18 protein-coding genes are annotated in these 14588 nt (G+C 70.9%); 15 read left to right on the forward strand and 3 right to left on the reverse strand.

Going from position 1 to position 14588, the window contains the following annotated elements; genetic code table 11:
• Together PLC66_RS08900 and PLC66_RS08905 are read left to right on the forward strand one after the other, a co-directional pair.
• On the forward strand, window positions 1–384 hold a 384-nt coding region (locus PLC66_RS08900; protein WP_324539490.1), incomplete at its 5' end, for a ferritin-like domain-containing protein.
• Window positions 385–423: 39 nt separating this feature from the next.
• Complete coding sequence (locus PLC66_RS08905; protein ID WP_324539492.1) at window positions 424–672, forward strand: CDGSH iron-sulfur domain-containing protein; 249 nt, start codon at window positions 424–426, stop codon at window positions 670–672.
• Between the two features lie 46 nt (window positions 673–718).
• Here PLC66_RS08905 and PLC66_RS08910 read toward each other — a convergent pair whose 3' ends face one another.
• The gene (locus tag PLC66_RS08910) at window positions 719–1318 is read right to left on the reverse strand and encodes a Uma2 family endonuclease (RefSeq protein ID WP_324539494.1); all 600 of its coding nucleotides are present in this window, start codon (window positions 1316–1318) and stop codon (window positions 719–721) included.
• A gap of 184 nt (window positions 1319–1502) precedes the next feature.
• Here PLC66_RS08910 and PLC66_RS08915 point away from each other — a divergent pair, with 184 nt between their 5' ends.
• The 7 genes from PLC66_RS08915 to nusB all read left to right on the forward strand — a co-directional run bounded on the left by PLC66_RS08915 (window position 1503) and on the right by nusB (window position 7359).
• Complete coding sequence (locus tag PLC66_RS08915) at window positions 1503–2081, forward strand: histidine phosphatase family protein (protein ID WP_324539496.1); 579 nt, start codon at window positions 1503–1505, stop codon at window positions 2079–2081.
• A 79-nt stretch (window positions 2082–2160) separates the two neighbouring features.
• A complete protein-coding gene (gene cutA, locus PLC66_RS08920; protein ID WP_324539498.1) occupies window positions 2161–2517 on the forward strand; it encodes a divalent-cation tolerance protein CutA in 357 nt (118 codons plus the stop codon).
• Between the two features lie 115 nt (window positions 2518–2632).
• The gene (gene dsbD / locus PLC66_RS08925; RefSeq protein ID WP_324539500.1) at window positions 2633–4492 is read left to right on the forward strand and encodes a protein-disulfide reductase DsbD; all 1860 of its coding nucleotides are present in this window, start codon (window positions 2633–2635) and stop codon (window positions 4490–4492) included.
• Between the two features lie 58 nt (window positions 4493–4550).
• Window positions 4551–5162, forward strand: a complete 612-nt coding sequence (locus PLC66_RS08930) for a riboflavin synthase (protein WP_324539502.1) — start codon at window positions 4551–4553, stop codon at window positions 5160–5162.
• 64 nt (window positions 5163–5226) lie between these two features.
• Window positions 5227–6315, forward strand: a complete 1089-nt coding sequence (ribBA, locus tag PLC66_RS08935; RefSeq protein ID WP_324539504.1) for a bifunctional 3,4-dihydroxy-2-butanone-4-phosphate synthase/GTP cyclohydrolase II — start codon at window positions 5227–5229, stop codon at window positions 6313–6315.
• A gap of 19 nt (window positions 6316–6334) precedes the next feature.
• A complete protein-coding gene (gene ribH, locus PLC66_RS08940) occupies window positions 6335–6838 on the forward strand; it encodes a 6,7-dimethyl-8-ribityllumazine synthase (protein ID WP_324539506.1) in 504 nt (167 codons plus the stop codon).
• Window positions 6835–7359, forward strand: a complete 525-nt coding sequence (gene nusB, locus PLC66_RS08945) for a transcription antitermination factor NusB (RefSeq protein WP_324539508.1) — start codon at window positions 6835–6837, stop codon at window positions 7357–7359. The genes ribH and nusB overlap by 4 nt, the downstream gene beginning before the upstream one ends.
• A gap of 102 nt (window positions 7360–7461) precedes the next feature.
• On the opposite strand, the gene PLC66_RS08950 is transcribed toward nusB, so the two are convergent.
• Window positions 7462–8184: an Lcl C-terminal domain-containing protein gene (locus tag PLC66_RS08950; RefSeq protein ID WP_324539510.1), complete on the reverse strand. Its 723-nt coding sequence runs from the start codon at window positions 8182–8184 to the stop codon at window positions 7462–7464.
• Between the two features lie 35 nt (window positions 8185–8219).
• Window positions 8220–9191 carry an META domain-containing protein gene (locus tag PLC66_RS08955; protein ID WP_324539512.1) on the reverse strand — a complete coding sequence of 324 codons (972 nt, stop codon included), beginning with the start codon at window positions 9189–9191 and terminating at the stop codon, window positions 8220–8222.
• Between the two features lie 146 nt (window positions 9192–9337).
• On the opposite strand from PLC66_RS08955, the gene hypA reads away from it, so the two are divergent.
• From hypA to hypE, 6 genes are read left to right on the forward strand one after another with little or no spacing between them, the layout of a single operon-like run.
• Window positions 9338–9679: a hydrogenase maturation nickel metallochaperone HypA gene (gene hypA, locus PLC66_RS08960; RefSeq protein WP_324539514.1), complete on the forward strand. Its 342-nt coding sequence runs from the start codon at window positions 9338–9340 to the stop codon at window positions 9677–9679.
• A gap of 23 nt (window positions 9680–9702) precedes the next feature.
• Window positions 9703–10659, forward strand: coding sequence for a hydrogenase nickel incorporation protein HypB (gene hypB, locus PLC66_RS08965; RefSeq protein WP_324539516.1), 957 nt, complete (start codon window positions 9703–9705; stop codon window positions 10657–10659).
• A gap of 46 nt (window positions 10660–10705) precedes the next feature.
• The gene (locus PLC66_RS08970) at window positions 10706–11989 is read left to right on the forward strand and encodes a Kae1-like domain-containing protein (RefSeq protein ID WP_324539518.1); all 1284 of its coding nucleotides are present in this window, start codon (window positions 10706–10708) and stop codon (window positions 11987–11989) included.
• Between the two features lie 2 nt (window positions 11990–11991).
• Window positions 11992–12258: a HypC/HybG/HupF family hydrogenase formation chaperone gene (locus tag PLC66_RS08975; RefSeq protein ID WP_324539520.1), complete on the forward strand. Its 267-nt coding sequence runs from the start codon at window positions 11992–11994 to the stop codon at window positions 12256–12258.
• Window positions 12259–12269: 11 nt separating this feature from the next.
• A complete protein-coding gene (gene hypD, locus PLC66_RS08980) occupies window positions 12270–13439 on the forward strand; it encodes a hydrogenase formation protein HypD (protein WP_324539641.1) in 1170 nt (389 codons plus the stop codon).
• A 46-nt stretch (window positions 13440–13485) separates the two neighbouring features.
• Window positions 13486–14547: a hydrogenase expression/formation protein HypE gene (gene hypE, locus PLC66_RS08985; protein WP_324539522.1), complete on the forward strand. Its 1062-nt coding sequence runs from the start codon at window positions 13486–13488 to the stop codon at window positions 14545–14547.
• The last annotated feature ends 41 nt before the right edge of the window (window positions 14548–14588 follow it).

A 14588-nucleotide genomic window follows, 5' to 3' on the forward strand; every position in this document is an offset into this window, starting at 1 on the left:
ACGCATTACGCCTTCCTCGTCTTCGGCTTCGGCCGCATCCCCATCGTGTCCTGGCTCAACGCCCAGGCCGACGAGTCGCTGCTGCACGCGCGCCAGGCCGGCGAGTGGATCACCACGCTCGGCGCCTATCCCTCGCTCGCCATCGGGCCGCTGCTCGACTCGCACCAGCACGACGTCGGCGCGATCCTGCGCGAATCACTGGAGACCGAGCGCCAGGCGCTGGCGCTGTACCGCGAGTTGCTGGCGCTGGTCGAAGGCCGTTCGGTGGCGCTCGAGGAGTTCTCGCGCCAGATGATCCATGCCGAGGAAATGCACCTCGCCGATGTCGACAAGATGCTGCGCAAGCCGGGCGATCTGCAGGCCTTCGCGCCGCACGCGATCTAGCCACGGCGAATCGCCTTGCACCCCGACGGAGACAGGACCATGACCGACAAGCCCGCCCCCCACATCGCCCAGAAAGCGCCTTACGCCGTCGAAGTCGAGGCGGGCAAGAAGTACTTCTGGTGTGCCTGCGGCAACAGCAAGAACCAGCCCTTCTGCGACGGTTCGCACAAGGGCACCGGCTTCAGCCCGACGGCCTTCACCGCCGAGCAGGCCGGCACCGTCTTCCTGTGCGGCTGCAAGCACACGGCCAACGCCCCGTACTGCGACGGCACGCACAAGTCGGTGTGAAGGCGCACGCTGTGAAGGCGCGGCGCTACACGGGCCCCTGTTCGCCTTAGACGCCCTCTACGGCTTCGGCGCCTTCGACGCCCTCCACACCTTCGAACAGCTCGGCCACCGGGCAGCGCAGGCCCACGCTGGTGAGTTCCAGCGTCTCGTCGCCGGCAAAGGGATAGAGCACCCAGTGGCCGCTATCGTCGCGGCGAAAGACCTCGATGCGACGCGCTTCGATCGAGACCAGCACGTATTCCTTCAGAGAGACCAGCGTGCGGTAGGCGGCGAACTTGTTGCCGCGGTCGTAGGCCTCGGTGCTCGGCGACAGCACCTCGACGACGAGCGCCGGATGCTGCTTGACGTGGCTGGCCTCGGGGCTGCGGTCGCGCGCATCGCAGGTGACGAGGACGTCGGGGTAGAAGAAGCTGTTGGCCACCTCGACGCGGACCTTCATGTCGGCGATGAAGGGCTTGCAGGGGCTGCCGCGCAATGCTGCCAGCAAGGTGGCGGCGATGTTCAAGGCGACGGTCGCATGCGCATCCGATGCGCCGCTCATGGCGAAGACCTCGCCGTCCACATATTCGTTGCGGCCGGGCTGGTCCTGTTCCCAGGCCAGGTAATCATCGGGCCCGAAGGGGATCTGGGGCTGGGGCAGGTTCATGGCATTCCTCGCTGGGCATCGGGGCGGCAGTCGCTTCGAGCATAGCGGCGAGGCGCGGGCGCGACAATGATCCCGGCCGGCTTCGCCGGGACGCGCACGGGCGCGGCCCGTCCACCGCGCTGGCACTTCCGCCCTGCGGGATGGTCCATTTGCGGTCCCAGCCCTTTCCTGACGGTGCCTGCTCATGAGACCGCTGCTCCTCGTCCTGGTCCTGCTCCTTCCCCTGTCGCCCACAGCCGCCCTTGCCGATGCGTCGGCGCAGGAGGCCGCGCTGTGGGCGGCGCTGCGCGAGGGCGGGCATGTGGCGCTGATGCGCCACGCGCTGGCGCCCGGCACGGGCGACCCGCCGGGCTTTCGCGTGGATGACTGCCGCACCCAGCGCAATCTGTCGGCCGCAGGCCGCGCCCAGGCGCGGGCCATCGGCGAGCGCTTCCGCGCCAACGGCATCGCGGCGGCGGCGGTGTTCTCCAGCCAGTGGTGCCGCTGCCTGGACACTGCGCGCGAGCTGGCGCTGGGCGAGGTCAGGCCCCACCCGGCGCTCAATTCCTCCTTCGGCAGGCGCGGCGAAGAGGCGGATCAGACCCGCGCCGCCCGCGCCCTGATCGCCGAGCAGTCCGAGGCCGGCACGCCGCTGGTGCTGGTGACCCATCAGGTCAACATCACCGCGCTGACGGGCGTGTTCCCGGCCTCGGGCGAGCTCATCGTGATGCGCGTGGAGGGTGATGCGCTGAGCCTGGCGGGACGGATCGCGACCGCGCCATGAGCGCCCCGCTTGATCCTGCGCAGATCAAAGACGGGCGGTTTCTGCAAGAATGCCGGCGTTTCCCCCATTGCCGACGACGATGACTGCAAGCCCGACGGTGGACGACGACACCCGCGTGCTGCTCGTCCTCACCAACCTGCCCGACCACGACACCGCCACCGCGCTCGCCACGGCGCTGGTGGAAGCCCGGCTGGTCGCCTGCGCCAACGTGCTGGCGCCGTGCACCTCGGTCTATCGCTGGCGGGGTGCGATCGAGACCGCGCCGGAAGTGCCCGTGCTGCTGAAGACGACGGCCGCGCGCTATGCGGCGCTCGAGGCCGCGATCCGCGCCCGCCACCCCTACGAACTTCCCGAGATCGTGGCGGTCCCTGTGGAGCGCGGCCTCGATGCCTACCTCGCCTGGGTCGGCACGGAAACCCGGCTGGTCTCATCTTGAAGCGGGGATTCGGGCCCCTACACCGCGATTTCGCCGCCACGACTGCCACACACACACCACGAATGCCGCGCCTGGCCGCGCCACGCGCTCCCGCACACTTTCCCGCCCCGTCTCGATGTCCGTCACCGCCCTCTCGCCCCACGCCCTGCACCGCCTGATCGGCCTCCTCGCCCTGTTGGCGAGCCTCGTCGCAAGCGTGCTCACGCTCGCTCCTGCCGCCCACGCCAACCCGATCGCGCCCGAGAAGGCCTTTGCGATGCGCGCCCAGGCGCTCGATGCGCAGACGGTGGAGGTGATCTTCAGCGTCACCAAGGACTACTACCTCTACGGTGACAAGTTCCGTTTCGAAGCCGAGCCGGATTCGGTGCAGTTCGGCACGCCCGACAAGCCCGCCGGCAAGCGGCACAAGGACGACTTCTTCGGCGAGGTGGAGACCCACCGCGGCGAGTTGCGCATCCTGTTGCCGGTGCAGGCGCCGGAAGGCCTCACCCGCTTCGAGCTCTTCGTCACCAGCCAGGGCTGCTGGGACGGCGGCATCTGCTATCCGCCCACGACGCAGCAGGTCGCCATCGACCTGAGCGCCCCGCCCACCGGGCGCAGCGGTGGCTTCCTCGACAGCGTGCTGGGGGGCGGTGCGCCGGCCGCAGCCATGTCCGGCACGGCCGGTTCGTCCGCCAGCAGCGTCTCCAGCGACGAGACCGGCGACATCGCCCGCCTGCTGTCGGGCGCCAGCGTGCCGCTGATCCTGCTGAGCTTCTTCGGCTTCGGCCTGCTGCTCGCCTTCACCCCCTGCACCTTCCCGATGATCCCCATCCTGTCGGGCATCATCGTCGGCCAGGGGCACAAGGTCTCGCACATGCGCGCCTTCGTGCTGTCGCTGGCCTACGTGCTGGGCATGGCGGCGACCTATGCGCTGGCAGGCGTCGCCGCCGGCCTGTCGGGCACGATGCTGACCGCCGCCCTGCAGAACGTCTGGGTGCTGAGCGCCTTCGCGCTGCTGTTCGTGCTGCTGTCGCTGTCGATGTTCGGCTTCTACGAGCTGCAGCTGCCCACCGCGCTGCAGAGCCGGCTCGCCACCACCGCCAGCCACGGCAAGGGCGGCAGCCTGGGCGGCGTGACCGTGATGGGCGTGCTGTCGGCGCTGATCGTCGGCCCCTGCGTGGCCGCGCCGCTGGCCGGCGCCCTGCTCTACATCGCCCAGACCGGCGATGCGGTGCTGGGCGGCTGGGCGCTGTTCGTCATGGGCCTGGGCATGGGCGCGCCGCTGCTGGCCGTGGGCGTGGCCTCGCGCAGCCTGCTGCCGAAGGTCGGACCGTGGATGGGAGGCGTCAAGAAGGCCTTCGGCGTGATGCTGCTGGCGGTGGCGCTGTGGATGATCACCCCGGTGATCCCGCCGCTGGCGATGATGCTGGGCTGGGCGGCGCTGCTGCTGTTCTCGGCCATCTTCCTGCACGCCATCGACCCGCTGCCGCACAACGCCAAGGGCTGGCAGCGCTTCTGGAAGGGGGTTGGCGTGGTGCTGCTGCTGGCCGGCGCGGCGATCCTGGTGGGTGCGCTCGCCGGCTCGCGCGACCCGCTGCAGCCCCTGTCGGTACTGCGCGCGCAGGGCGCGGCAGTCAATGTGCCGCAGTTCGAGAAGGTGGACTCCATCGCCGAGCTGGACGCGCGTCTGGCCAGCACCGACCGCCCGGTGATGCTCGACTTCTATGCCGACTGGTGCGTGTCGTGCAAGGAGATGGAGCGCTTCACCTTCAGCGACGCGCGCGTGGCCGAGCGCATGGGCCAGATGCTGCTGCTCAAGGCCGACGTCACCGCCAACAACGACGAACACAAGGCGCTGCTCAAGCGCTTCGGCCTGTTCGGCCCGCCAGGCATCATCTTCTTCGACGCGGCGGGCCAGGAGCGCGCGGGCCTGCGCGTGGTGGGCTTCATGAAGGCGGAGCCATTCGCCACGGTGCTGGATCGGGCGCTCTGAGCGAGGCCGGGGTTTTTCCCCTACAATCCCGCCTTTCCCCTTTCGGTTCAAACCCTTCATGTTCTCCGGCATCGTCGCGGCCGTCGGCCGCATCGAACACATCGAGCCGCTCGCGGACGGCATCCGCCTCACCGTCGACACCAACGGCCTGGACCTCACGGACGTCATCGTCGGCGACAGCATCGCGCACAGCGGCGTGTGCCTGACCGTGGTCGAGATGAACGGCGCGCGGCTCAAGTACGACGTCTCGCGCGAGACGCTGAACTGCACCGTGGGCCTGGACGCGGTGGGCAACGCGGTGAACCTGGAGAAGGCGCTGCGCCTGGCCGACCGTCTGGGCGGCCACCTGGTCACCGGCCACGTCGATGGCGTCGGCGAGGTGGTGAGCTTCGAACCGGTGGGCGAGAGCCACGAGCTGGTGATCCGCGCCCCGGCGGCGATCGCCGGCTACATCGCGAAGAAGGGGTCGATCACGGTCAATGGCGTGAGCCTGACCGTGAACCGTGTCGAGGGCCGCGACTTCTGGATCAACCTGATCCCGCACACGGTGGCGATGACCAACCTGAAGCACCTCGCCGCCGGCAGCACGGTCAACCTGGAAATCGACCTCATCGCCCGCTACGTCGAGCGCATGCTCGAGTGGAAGCGGGACGCGGCGGCACAGGCCTGATCGCCACCGCCCCGCCCCCATGCCACGCCGCACGGCCCGCAAGAACCCATACAGAGGACACAGCATGAGCGCACTCGCGCCGATTACCGAGATCATCGCCGACATCAAGGCCGGCAGGATGGTCATCCTGGTCGACGAGGAAGACCGCGAGAACGAGGGCGACCTCGTGATGGCGGCCGAATTCGTCACGCCGGAAGCGATCAACTTCATGGCCAAGCACGGCCGCGGCCTGATCTGCCTCACGCTCACCGACGAGCGCTGCCGCCAGCTCGGCCTGCAGCAGATGGTGCGTGACAACCGCACCCCGCATGGCACGGCCTTCACCGTCTCGATCGAGGCCGCCACCGGCGTCACCACCGGCATCTCGGCCCACGACCGCGCGCGCACCGTGCAGGTCGCCGTCGGCCGCCACGCCAGGCCGGAGGACATCGTCACCCCCGGCCACATCTTCCCGCTCACCGCGCAGAAGGGCGGCGTGCTGATCCGCGCCGGCCACACCGAAGCCGGCTGCGACCTCGCCCAGCTCGCCGGCCTGGAGCCCGCCTCGGTGATCTGCGAGATCCTGAAGGACGATGGCACCATGGCGCGCCTGCCCGACCTGATCGAGTTCGGCAAGCAACACGATCTCAAGATCGGCGCCATCCGCGACCTCATCGAATACCGCGCCGCCACCGAGCACCTGGTCGAGAAGGTCAGCGAGAAGGACGTCGACACCGCCCACGGCAGCTTCCGCCTGTCGGCCTTCGAGGACAAGACCTCGGGCGACGTGCATTTTGCGCTGTCGCGCGGCGACATCGCCCCCGAACGCGAGACCCTGGTGCGGGTGCATGAGCCGATCTCGGTGGTCGACTTCCTTGACCCGGCGAGCGGCCGCCACAGCTTTCCGGTGAACGACTCGCTGGCGACCCTCGCCGCGGCGGAGGCCGGCGTGATCGTGCTGCTCTACCGGCCGATGTCGGGCCGCGAGCTGCTCGCCAACCTCAACGGCACCCAGGACCGTCCGGTAAAGTGGGACGCGCGCCTGTTCGGCGTCGGCGCCCAGATCCTGCGCGCGCTCAACGTCGGCAAGATGCGTCTGCTCGCCAGCCCGCGCAAGATTCCGAGCATGACCGGCTTCGGGCTCGAGATCACCGGCTTCGTCGACAAGAACTGACCGAATCAAAGAGAACCGCATGCAACGCAACCAACCCGAAAACGCCCGCCAGGGCGCCCGCTACGACGGCGTCGCCGAGATCGACCCCAGCTTCAATGGTGCCGGCGTGCGCGTCGGCATCGTCATGGCGCGCTTCAACCTCGACATCTGCGAAGGCCTGCTGTCGGCCTGCACCGACGAGCTGCTGCAGCTGGGCGTGGCCAAGGGCGACATCCGCATCGTCACCGTGCCGGGTGCGCTCGAGATCCCGCTGGTGCTGCAGACCATGGCCAGGAGCGGCAAGTACGACGCGCTGGTCGCGCTCGGCGCGGTGATCCGCGGCGAGACCTATCACTTCGAGCTCGTCTCCAACGAGATGGGCGCCGGCGTGACCCGCGTCGGCCTCGACACCGGCCTGCCGATCGCCAATGGCGTGCTGACGACCGAGGACGACGACCAGGCGATCTCGCGCATGCGCGAGAAGGGCGCCGACTGCGCCCGCGCCGCGGTCGAGATGGCCAACCTGCTGAAGGTGGTGCGATGAACGAATCCGAGCACAACGCGCCGGCCGAAGGCGCGGGCAGCCCCTCAGGCAGCGCCCCTGCCAGCCCCAACCCGACCAGCAAGATGGCGCGCCGCCGCGCGCGCGAGATGGCGCTGCAGGGCGTGTACCAGTGGCTGCTGTCGGGCAACTCGATGGCCACCGTGCAGCGCCATCTGGAATCGGAGAGCGAGAGCCTGGAGCGCACCGATCGCGAGCTCTTCGTCACCCTGCTGCGTGGTGCGATCGGCAGCGCCGACGAACTGCGCGGCTGCTTCGAGCCGCTGCTGTCGCGCCCGCTTGCCGAGCTGTCGCCGATCGAGCACGCCATCCTGCTGCTCGGCAGCTACGAGCTGCGCCACAACATCGACACCCCCTACCGGGTGGTGATCAACGAGTCGATCGAGCTGGCCAAGGGCTACGGCGGCACCGACGGCCACAAGTTCGTCAACGGCGTGATGGACAAGCTCGCTGCGCGCCTGCGTGCGGAAGAGGTCGAGGCCGCACGCGCCGCCAAGCGCTGAGACAAGACCCGCACACCGCATCCGCACGGACGCGTACAAGATCGAGGCGCCGCCCTGGCAACAGGTGCGGCGCCTTTTCTTGCAAGGGTGCTTCGCGTTTGCCTATTGGCTGGCGCGCAAGGTGCCGCGCACCAGGCGCGCGTGGGTGTAGTCGGTGTGGGTGCCGATACCGGTCGCGCCGCTGCCGAAGGCCACGCCCCAGGATGCGTAGCCATAGCGCTCGTGCGGCGTCGAGGTCCAGAAGTTGCCTGCTGGCGTGTCCGGGAAGGCCGCGGTGAGCAGCGTGGGCTTGCTGTAGTCGCCGGCGCAGCTGCCGCCGTAGCCTTCCGCATTCACCGTGTTGCGCCGGCCGCTGCTGCAATACACCAGGGTCAGCAGCTCGGGCTGGGTCGGCAGCCGCCAGTCGGCGTGGCCGGCGAACTCGAAGCCCTCGGCCGCACGCAGCGCATGCGTCCAGCTGAACAGCTTGGCCTCGCCCTGGCAGCGGCCTTCGCTCCAGCTCTGGCCGAGGCTGCACTGCATCCAGGTCAGGCCGGTCTCGGTGTCGGTCACCGTGCCGTCGCCCGCGATCTGGTAACGCGCCAGCAAGGCCTGCTCGCGCGCGTCTTGGGCTGCCTGCGCGGCCTGGCGTGCGCGCTCGCGTTCGGCTGCCTGCTCCGGGCTCAGCACTGGCGCAGGCGGGGCTTCGCTGGCCGGCGGCTTGTACTCGCAGCCGGCCAGCAGGCCGACAAGGAGTAGCGAACCGGCGAGGCGGGACAAAGCGTGGTGGGGCAGGGCAAGGCGGAAAAGGGAGACAGGGCTCGCCAAGGTGTTACGCAAGGGCATCGTTGTTCCAGCTTGGGTTTCAGTGGCGAGACGCATCAGCGACGGGCTCGCATCACGACGGCGTCGCCTGCATACAGCAGCAGCGCGCCCGCTTCGTCCACACCGAAGCGGGTGACGCGCTCGAGCGTCGCATGAAAGCGCGCCTCCTCGTCCATCGCGGCGGGGGCGCAGGCCATCTTGGTGCTGGCGAACGGCCCCAGGCGCAGGCCCTCGCCCGACAGCACATAGCTGCCGTTGTAGCGGTTGCACGCAGCCAGCCCGCCCGCGCGGCCATCGGCGCCGAAGGCGAGCGTGACACGCTGCGGGTCGCTCACCGCGCGGCCGTCGATGTCCACCACCTGCCACGGCTCGCCCTGCAGCAGGCTGGCAGGTTCGCCACCGCAGCCGCGCAGCACGCGGTCCTGCCAGCGCACCTCGACCGTGTTGGGGTGGTTCATGGCGCTCATGCTGTCGACACAGAGCCGCTCGAAGACCAGCACGCTCAGCTCGCCGCCCGCCGACATCGCTTGGTAGCTGCGCGCCCCGGCGGCGTCGATGACCAGTGGACTTGGCGCAAACACGCGCGTCTCACCGTAATCCATGCTCAGGTTCAGCCCCGCGGCGGTCACGTCCAGGCGCCAGCCGGGCTCGTTGCCGACCGCGCGGAACAAGGGCTTGTCCGCCACCAGGCGGCATTCCGGCTGGGCGACGCCGGCAAGCTCGAACATCGCCGCATCGCCCTTGCTCCAGAAGGTGGTCGATTCGTCATCGACCGCGACCAGCTTCGCCCCCGAGGCGCTGCGCTCGGGGCGCATCGTGAAGTTGCGCTCGCCGATGCTCAGCGTCGCCAGCTCGCCGAAATGGCGCAGGCTCAGCACTTGCTCGCCACAGCGGTATTGCAGGGCTGGCTGCGGGTCGAGCTCGAGCACCGCGCGCGGGGCGTCGGCCGGGTCGGTCGCCATGCCGAGCATCGCGCAGCCGCCCAGCAGGTGGGCAATCACCGCGAGCTGAAGATAAGGTCGGGCCATGGGGTAAACTCCGTTCTGCTAGGCCTGCGCGACGAGCCCACCGCGGGCTCCGGCACTGCACCACAGCGGGCGCGGCAGGGCTGCAGGCCGCTGATCACGCTTTTTTTGACCCGCGGACTTTAGCATGCCCATGCGACCCCACCACCATGCATGAACTGTCGCTCGCCGAAGGCATCCTCGAGATCGTCGAACAGACGGCGGCAGCCGAGAAGGCTCGCAAGGTGGGCCGGATCGTGCTGGAGATCGGCCAACTGGCCGCCGTCGAAACCGATGCGCTGCGCTTCTGCCTCGATGCGGTGCTGGCGGGCTCCGTCGCCGATGGGGCGGCGCTCGACATCATCGACGTCGCCGGCCGAGGTCGATGCAGCCATTGCGGGGCGGAGGTGGCGATGCCCGAGCGCCATGCGCCTTGCCCGCAGTGCGCGCACTACGGACTCGAAGTCATCGCCGGCGACCGGATGCGGGTGCAGGCCATCGAGGTCGAATAGGACCAGGCAGACAGGAGCAGAGCATGTGCGGCATTTGTGGCTGTGGCGGCGGGGAGGCGCGGATCGGATCGGTGTTCGGCGGCGGTCGCGGCCGCGTTGCGCCCCGGCCTGACGCGAGCGCGCCGCACGCCTGGCGCCCGGCGCGTACGACCAACTCCGACGGCGCGGACAGCGCAGGCCGCGCGCCAGCGCCTGCGCGGACAGACGTCGGCACGGCACCGGCGCTCGCAGCCAGCGCCTGTCTCGCCCACCCGCGCGTCGACACCGCAGCCGAGGCGCCGAGCCCCGCCCAGCTGCTGCGCATCGAACGCGACATCCTGGGCAAGAACGACCGCATCGCCGCCGCCAACCGCGCCTGGCTGGCCGCGCGCGGCATCTTCGCGCTCAACCTGATGTCCAGCCCCGGCTCGGGCAAGACCTCGCTGCTGGTGCGCACCCTCGAGACGCTCGCCGGCCGCATCGCCGCCGCGGTGATCGAGGGCGACCAGCAGACCGAGTTCGACGCCGAGCGCATCCGCGCCACCGGCGTGCCGGCGCTGCAGATAAACACCGGCAAGGGCTGCCACCTCGACGCCGACATGGTGGCGCGCGCCCTGCCGCGCCTGCCCCTGGCCGGCGGCGGCCTGCTGCTGATCGAGAACGTCGGCAACCTGGTGTGCCCGGCCGCCTTCGACCTCGGCGAGACGCACAAGGTGGTGATCCTGTCGGTCACCGAGGGCGAGGACAAGCCGCTCAAGTACCCCGACATGTTCGCCGCCGCCGACCTGATGCTGCTCAACAAGACCGACCTGCTGCCCTACCTGCGCTTCGACGTCGAACGCGCGCTCGACTATGCGCGGCGGGTCAACCCGAAGCTGCAGGTGATCCTGACTTCCGCCACCCAGGGCGAAGGCATGGACGCCTGGCTGGACTGGATCGAGCGCGGCCTCGCCGCCGCGCGTGCCGCGGCGCCGGCGGCCACGGCGAGCCCATGCGCATGAGCGCCGGCGTTCCTTGCAGGACGCATTGCCCGCTGAGCGCTGGCCGATGAGCCCTGCCACGGCCGCCCGCGTCGCACCCGGCGCAACCCACGCCCTGCAGCCGCTGCGCTGGGCGGGCGAAGGGCCGGGCCCCACCCGCCCCATCCTGGCCCTCGGCGCCTGGTTCAAGAACGCCCCCTGCCTGCTCGGCAGCGCGGGCGCCCTGTTCAGTCCCAACCTCGGCGACCTCGATACGCCGCAGGCCTGCCGCGAAGTCGAACCCGCGGTCGCGGCCCTGCTCGCGGCCACGCCGGATCGCCCGCTGGCCGTCGCCCACGACCTGCACCCGGACTTCCACTCCACGCGGGTCGCGCTCTCCACCGCCGCCCGGCTGGGCGTGCCGGCGCTCGGCGTCCAGCACCATCACGCCCATGTCGGCGCCGTGCTGGCCGAGCATGGCCGCTTCGATGTCCGGCCGGTGCTCGGCCTGGCGCTCGACGGCATCGGCCTGGGCAGCGACGGCCAGGCCTGGGGCGGCGAGCTGTTGCAGGTCGCCGGCGCACACTGCGAGCGCCTCGGCCATCTGCGCCCGCTGCGCCTGCCCGGCGGCGACCGCGCCGCGCGCGAGCCCTGGCGCATGGCGGCGGCCCTGCTGCACGCCTGCGGCCGCGGTGGCGACATCGCCCGGCGCTTCGCCCGCCAGCCGGCTGCCGCGATGCTGGCGCAGGTGCTGGCGCGCCCTGCGCTGTGCCAGCCCACTTCCAGCCTCGGCCGCCATTTCGACGCCGCCGCCGGCCTGCTCGGGGTGTGCGAGGTGATGCAGGCCGATGCGGAAGCCGCGATCGCCCTCGAGACGCTGGCCAGCGCCCACGGCGCGGCAAATCCCTTGAACGCGGGCTGGCGGCTCCTGGCGCCGGAGGCTACCCACGCAGTGGGTGCCAACGCCCCGACAGCGCAGGCCGCGCCGACCCCTGCCGGCGGACCTGCCACCCCGAAAGCCGGTGCGGGCAGCGCTGAGACGCCTCCCCTGCTGCAGCTCGACCTCCACCCGCTGCTGCTGCATCTGGCGGACACGACCGACCCCGGCCGCGGCGCCGCCCTGTTCCACGCCACCCTCGCCGCGGCGCTGATCGACTGGGTCGCGCTCGCCGCCGACGGCCAGCCCTGCGCCACCGTGGTGCTTTCCGGTGGCTGCATGCACAACCGCATCCTGTCGGCGGCGCTCGAAGCCGGCCTGGCGGCGCGCGGCTTCGAAGTACTCTGCGCGCGCCGCCTGTCGCCCGGCGACGGCGGCATCGCGCTTGGCCAGGCCTGGGTGGCCTGGCACCAACTCGCTCGCAAGGATTCCTGAACATGTGTCTCGCCATCCCCGCCCTGGTCGTCGAACTGCTCGAGGGCGACGCCTGCCGCGTCGAGCTCGGCGGCATCCGCAAGGAGGTGTCGCTGGCCCTGGTCGACGGCGTGGCCGTCGGCGACTACGTGATCGTGCACGTGGGCTACGCGCTGACCCGGCTCGACCCCGACGAGGCCGCCGAAACCCTGGCCCTGCTCGCCGCTGCCGGCGAGCTGGCGCCGGCGGACGACTGCGCGGCCACGCCGTCCCAGGCCAAGCAGCCATGAGCGCCACCGGCATGAAGTACATCGACGAGTTCCGCGACCCGCAGCTCGCCGCCGGGCTGGCGCGGGCGATCGCGCACGAGGCCCAGCCCCGGCGCGACTACGCCTTCATGGAGTTCTGCGGCGGCCACACGCATGCGATCTCGCGCTACGGCCTCGCCGACCTGCTGCCGGCGAACCTGCGCATGATCCACGGCCCCGGCTGCCCGGTGTGCGTGCTGCCGATCGGCCGCATCGACATGGCGATCGGCCTGGCGCTGGCGCGACCGGAAGTCATCGTGTGCACCTATGGCGACTGCCTGCGCGTGCCGGCCTCCGCCGGCCTGTCGCTGCACAAGGCCAAGGCGCAGGGCGCGGATGTGCGCATGGTGTATTCCGCGTCGGATGCGCTGGCGCTGGCGCAGCGCGAGCCCGGGCGCGAAGTGGTGTTCTTCGCCATCGGCTTCGAGACCACCACCCCGCCCACCGCGGTGCTGATCCGCCAGGCGCAGGCGCTGCAGCTCGACAACTTCAGCGTGATCTGCAACCACGTGCTGACGCCGCCGGCGATCGACGCCCTGCTGTCGTCCGCCGCGCACGGCGCGGGCGACGCCCCGCGCCTGGACGGCATTGTCGGCCCCGCCCACGTGTCGACCGTGATCGGCAGCGCGCCCTACGAATTCGTCGCCGAGCGCCACCGCACGCCGGTCGTCATCGCCGGTTTCGAGCCGCTCGACGTCATGCAGGCCATCCTGATGCTGGTGCGCCAGGTCAATGAAGGGCGGTGCGCGGTCGAGAACGAATTCACCCGCGCGGTGAGCCGCGACGGCAACCGCAAGGCGCAGGCGCTGATGGCCGCGGTCTTCGAGCCGCGCGAGGCCTTCGAATGGCGCGGCCTGGGCCGCCTGCCGCGCTCGGCGCTGCGCATCCGCGCCGCGTACGCGCGCTGGGATGCGGAAGCGAAGTTCGGCCTCGAGGACCGCCCGGTGGCCGACCACAAGGCCTGCGAATGCGCCGCCATCCTGCGCGGCGCCAAACGCCCGACCGACTGCGCCCTGTTCGCCACCGCGTGCACGCCGCAGACCCCGCTCGGCGCCTGCATGGTGTCCTCCGAGGGCGCCTGTGCCGCGCACTTCACCTATGGCCGCTTCCGCGATTCCGTGGCGCAGGCGCCCGACGGCACGAGCACGGCGGCGACGGCATGAGCCACACCTCCCGCAACGCCACCCGATCCAGCACCGTGAGAAGCCGATGAGCGCCGTCAAACCCGCCTACCTCCGCCCGCTCGAGCTCAAGCGCGGCCGCGTCGATCTCGGCTTCGGCGCCGGCGGCCAGGCGATGGCGCAACTGATCACCGAGCTGTTCGCGCGCGCCTTCGCCAACGACTTCCTGGCCCGCGGCGACGACGGCGCCGTGCTGCCCGCGCCGGCCGCGGGCGAGCGCCTGGTGATGGCGACCGACGCCCATGTGGTGAGTCCGCTGTTCTTCCCCGGCGGCGACATCGGCAGCCTGGCCGTGCATGGCACGATCAACGACCTCGCGGTGATGGGCGCACGCCCGCTCTACCTGGCGGCGAGCTTCATCCTCGAGGAGGGCTTTGCCCTCGCCGAGCTGGTACGCATCGTGGACTCGATGGCCGCAGCCTCACGCGCGGCCGGGGTGCCGGTGGTGACCGGCGACACCAAGGTGGTCGAGCGCGGCAAGGGCGATGGCGTGTTCATCACCACCACCGGCATCGGCGCCCTGCCGGCCGGGCGCGATCCGGGCGGCGCGCGGGCGCGCCCGGGCGATGCGATCCTGGTGTCGGGCACGCTCGGCGACCACGGCATGGCGATCATGGCGCAGCGCGAGGCGCTCGCCTTCGAGTCCGAGCTGCGCTCCGACAGCGCCGCGCTGCATGGCCTGGTCGACGCACTGTACGCGGCGGTGGAGCCGGCCGTGATCCATGTGCTGCGCGACCCCACGCGTGGCGGCCTGGCCAGCACGCTCAACGAGATCGCCGGCCAGTCGGGCGTCGGCATGGTGCTCGACGAGGCCGCGATCCCGCTATCGCCTGCGGTGCAGGCCGCCTGCGAGCTGCTCGGCCTGGACCCTCTCAACGTCGCCAACGAAGGCAAGCTGGTGCTGATCTGCGCGGCGGACGCGGCCGAGCCGTTGCTCGCGGCGATGCGCGCCCACCCGCTCGGACGGCAGGCCGCGCGCATCGGCGAGGTCTGCGCCGACCCCCAGCACTTCGTGCAGTTGCGCACCCGCCTGGGTGGGAGGCGGATGGTGGACTGGCTGGCCGGCGAGGCGCTGCCGCGCATCTGCTGACGCGACCGGCCGTCCAGCACGAAAGGGCTCGTTTTGCGCAG

The sequence above is a fragment of the Thauera sp. genome (genome assembly GCF_035444905.1).
GTDB lineage: Bacteria > Pseudomonadota > Gammaproteobacteria > Burkholderiales > Rhodocyclaceae > Thauera.

Coding starts and splice junctions, on each gene's coding strand:
- PLC66_RS08905 (WP_324539492.1), top strand. CDS start 424: ATGACCGACAAGCCCGCCCCCCACATCGCCCAGAAAGCGCCTTACGCC.
- PLC66_RS08910 (WP_324539494.1), bottom strand. CDS start 1,318: ATGAACCTGCCCCAGCCCCAGATCCCCTTCGGGCCCGATGATTACCTG.
- PLC66_RS08915 (WP_324539496.1), top strand. CDS start 1,503: ATGAGACCGCTGCTCCTCGTCCTGGTCCTGCTCCTTCCCCTGTCGCCC.
- cutA (WP_324539498.1), top strand. CDS start 2,161: ATGACTGCAAGCCCGACGGTGGACGACGACACCCGCGTGCTGCTCGTC.
- dsbD (WP_324539500.1), top strand. CDS start 2,633: ATGTCCGTCACCGCCCTCTCGCCCCACGCCCTGCACCGCCTGATCGGC.
- PLC66_RS08930 (WP_324539502.1), top strand. CDS start 4,551: ATGTTCTCCGGCATCGTCGCGGCCGTCGGCCGCATCGAACACATCGAG.
- ribBA (WP_324539504.1), top strand. CDS start 5,227: ATGAGCGCACTCGCGCCGATTACCGAGATCATCGCCGACATCAAGGCC.
- ribH (WP_324539506.1), top strand. CDS start 6,335: ATGCAACGCAACCAACCCGAAAACGCCCGCCAGGGCGCCCGCTACGAC.
- nusB (WP_324539508.1), top strand. CDS start 6,835: ATGAACGAATCCGAGCACAACGCGCCGGCCGAAGGCGCGGGCAGCCCC.
- PLC66_RS08950 (WP_324539510.1), bottom strand. CDS start 8,184: ATGCCCTTGCGTAACACCTTGGCGAGCCCTGTCTCCCTTTTCCGCCTT.
- PLC66_RS08955 (WP_324539512.1), bottom strand. CDS start 9,191: ATGGCCCGACCTTATCTTCAGCTCGCGGTGATTGCCCACCTGCTGGGC.
- hypA (WP_324539514.1), top strand. CDS start 9,338: ATGCATGAACTGTCGCTCGCCGAAGGCATCCTCGAGATCGTCGAACAG.
- hypB (WP_324539516.1), top strand. CDS start 9,703: ATGTGCGGCATTTGTGGCTGTGGCGGCGGGGAGGCGCGGATCGGATCG.
- PLC66_RS08970 (WP_324539518.1), top strand. CDS start 10,706: ATGAGCCCTGCCACGGCCGCCCGCGTCGCACCCGGCGCAACCCACGCC.
- PLC66_RS08975 (WP_324539520.1), top strand. CDS start 11,992: ATGTGTCTCGCCATCCCCGCCCTGGTCGTCGAACTGCTCGAGGGCGAC.
- hypD (WP_324539641.1), top strand. CDS start 12,270: ATGAAGTACATCGACGAGTTCCGCGACCCGCAGCTCGCCGCCGGGCTG.
- hypE (WP_324539522.1), top strand. CDS start 13,486: ATGAGCGCCGTCAAACCCGCCTACCTCCGCCCGCTCGAGCTCAAGCGC.